This is a genomic window from Mesorhizobium sp. BHbdii (assembly GCF_053848045.1).
In genome coordinates this window covers 1-400 of the sequence record NZ_JBSPKX010000311.1, presented here as the reverse complement: position 1 = coordinate 400, position 400 = coordinate 1, and the positions used below count along the sequence as shown (strand labels likewise).

1 pseudogene is annotated in these 400 nt (G+C 65.5%); it reads left to right on the top strand.

The annotated features are described in order from the left end of the window. Positions 1 to 400: pseudogene (locus ACWTU8_RS33195) on the top strand (bifunctional folylpolyglutamate synthase/dihydrofolate synthase); the annotation flags it as partial.

Genomic DNA, 400 nt, shown 5'->3' with positions numbered 1-400 from the left:
ACCGGCTGGCTGACGAAGGCGGCGGCAAACTCGTCGACGATGAGACCTTCGCCGAGGCCATTGCCCGCGTCGCCAAGGCCAATGACGGCCAGAAGATCACCGTCTTCGAGATCCTCACCGCCGTCACCTTCATCCTGTTTTCCGAACATCCCGCCGAAGCCGCCATCATCGAGGTCGGCCTCGGCGGTCGTTTCGACGCCACCAATGTTGTCGCCAGGCCCGCCGTGACGGTGATCATGCCGGTGTCGATGGACCACGAAGCCTATCTCGGCGACCGGGTCGAACTGATCGCCGCCGAAAAGGCCGGCATCATGGAGCGCGGCTGCCCGGTGGTCATCGGCGCGCAGGAAAGCGAGACGGCGCTGCAGGTGCTGATCGAGACCGCCGAGCGGCTGGAGTG